This window comes from Lactobacillus nasalidis (assembly GCF_016587775.1).
In the GTDB taxonomy this organism is placed as follows: Bacteria; Bacillota; Bacilli; order Lactobacillales; family Lactobacillaceae; genus Lactobacillus; species Lactobacillus nasalidis.
This window is the reverse complement of record NZ_BOCG01000248.1, coordinates 1-1,868: the sequence shown is the minus strand read 5'-3', so window position 1 is coordinate 1,868 and position 1,868 is coordinate 1. Positions and strand designations below refer to the sequence as shown.

Sequence of the window (1,868 nt, the reverse complement as noted above, 5' to 3'; positions counted from 1 at the left end):
CTACGTCGGCAGTGCTGAGGACTTCTTGAAGCAGCTCCTCAACCGTTTGGGCTAAAAATTAATAACCGCCAGCCGTTGGTATTTAACCTCGGCTGGCGGTTTTTTCTTTACTCTAAGCAAGTAGTGTAAAAAACTTATACATAATTAACATATAGAGTTATAATTATCTTGACGTCAAAAGTGAAAAGCATGTTTTTTGAAATGGAGTGAGAAAAAATGATTTTAGCTGAGGTAACTTACAACATCTGGCCAGTCTTGCTTGCCCAACTGGTTGGCATCATCATCTTCTTCGTGATCGCCTACTACTTTGCCAAGTTCCTGGTAATCAAACTGACCCCCTTAGTCCTCAAGATCAAGCGCGAGGAAGAAGCAAAGCAGGGCCAAGGCGATTAGCCGGCTTGGATAATTTCCACTTGTGTGCCATTAGAAACAGAACTATAATTCCAGGTATTAATACTGTATTTGTTGTTTTCTAGGAAAGTAAATTTTTGAGGCATTATCATGGTTCCAAACAGTTTGTCAATCAGCATCTTCACGTCTGGGCTGCTTCTGGGCTTTATTTTGGCTGTCCCTTTCGCGCCAAAGCTGCAAGAAATTAGAAACTTCTTCCGTTACCGGATTGGCTACTGGAACATGCTGATTCCTATCGGAATTATCGTAGTTACCAACGCGGCTGCTTATAGCATGTTGAACATCGCCGGCCTAGCCCTTCTAGGCCCTTTTGACTTGATCTTCATTGGCGCGACGATTGCCGACTATCTGCGGGACCGGAAATTTAATTCCGGCAAGCAAAAACAAGACGATTAGCCGGCTCGGACAATTTTTGCCGCGAAAGGTTGACAAGCGGCTATCGTTATTATATTATGATTAAAAAATGAAAAGCACGTTGACAAGGAAAAGATAAGTAGTCGGTCAAATCTTCTTTCAGAGAGGCGCGGTGGCTGAAAAGCGCTGAAGAGGCCCCGGCGAACATGGTCTTTGAGTCATACGGGAGGCGAGCTCCGGCAAGCTTCCCGCGGGAGGCGCCCGATACCGCGCCCGAGTATAACTCCGCCCAAGCGGAGCGTACTTAAAGGCGGCCTCTTTTGGCCGTGAAGATGGGTGGTAACACGCTAATACGTCCCTGAGCGAAAGCATTTTCGTTCAGGGACTTTTTTTGTCACGTTTTTTCAAGTAATTTAGTTAACCAGTATTTTTTAGAAAAAAGGAGATTATCATCATGGCTAAAGTAGAAAGTTTTGAATTGGATCACACTAAAGTTAAGGCACCTTACGTCCGCCTGATCACCGTTGAAGAAGGCCCTAAGGGCGACAAGATCTCCAACTTCGACCTCCGCCTGGTGCAGCCTAACGAAAACGCCATCCCAACTGGCGGCCTGCACACCATCGAACACCTTCTGGCCAGCCTTTTGCGCGACCGCTTGGACGGCGTCATCGACTGTTCCCCATTCGGCTGCCGGACGGGCTTCCACTTGATTACCTGGGGCGAACACACCACGACTGAAGTGGCCAAGGCCCTGCGCGACTCCCTCAAGGCCATCAGAGACGACATCACTTGGGAAGACGTGCCTGGCACCACCATCGAAAGCTGCGGCAACTACCGCGACCACTCCCTCTTCAGCGCTAAGGAATGGTGCAACGACATCCTGAAGAAGGGCATCAGCGACGACCCGTTCAACCGGCACGTGGTTGAAGACTAGTTTTTAATTTTTAGGAGCAAGAATCATGAGAAGAAAGAAAAAGCAGCAGCGGCTCATCGCCGCCGTCATCGCCCTCGTCGTCATCATTGCCGCTTTCTTCGCCCTGCACCTGACTTCTTCCCGGCAGACGGCCAAGAGCCAGACGACTACCGTCACTGTCGGCTCTATC

Annotated in this window: 3 protein-coding genes; all 3 read left to right on the top strand. The window is 48.7% G+C overall.

Annotated elements, in window-relative coordinates; genetic code table 11:
* The first annotated feature begins 216 nt into the window (after positions 1-216).
* Complete coding sequence (locus lacNas_RS04160; protein ID WP_201330206.1) at positions 217-393, top strand: hypothetical protein; 177 nt, start codon at positions 217-219, stop codon at positions 391-393.
* A 108-nt stretch (positions 394-501) separates the two neighbouring features.
* The gene (locus lacNas_RS14180) at positions 502-807 is read left to right on the top strand and encodes a hypothetical protein (protein ID WP_244660622.1); all 306 of its coding nucleotides are present in this window, start codon (positions 502-504) and stop codon (positions 805-807) included.
* 412 nt (positions 808-1,219) lie between these two features.
* Complete coding sequence (locus tag lacNas_RS04150; RefSeq protein WP_201330205.1) at positions 1,220-1,699, top strand: S-ribosylhomocysteine lyase; 480 nt, start codon at positions 1,220-1,222, stop codon at positions 1,697-1,699.
* Positions 1,700-1,868 lie beyond the last annotated feature (169 nt).

Bases quoted from the DNA above. Each gene is read 5' to 3' on its own strand.
- lacNas_RS04160 (WP_201330206.1), top strand. From the start codon at position 217: ATGATTTTAGCTGAGGTAACTTACAACATCTGGCCAGTCTTGCTTGCC.
- lacNas_RS14180 (WP_244660622.1), top strand. From the start codon at position 502: ATGGTTCCAAACAGTTTGTCAATCAGCATCTTCACGTCTGGGCTGCTT.
- lacNas_RS04150 (WP_201330205.1), top strand. From the start codon at position 1,220: ATGGCTAAAGTAGAAAGTTTTGAATTGGATCACACTAAAGTTAAGGCA.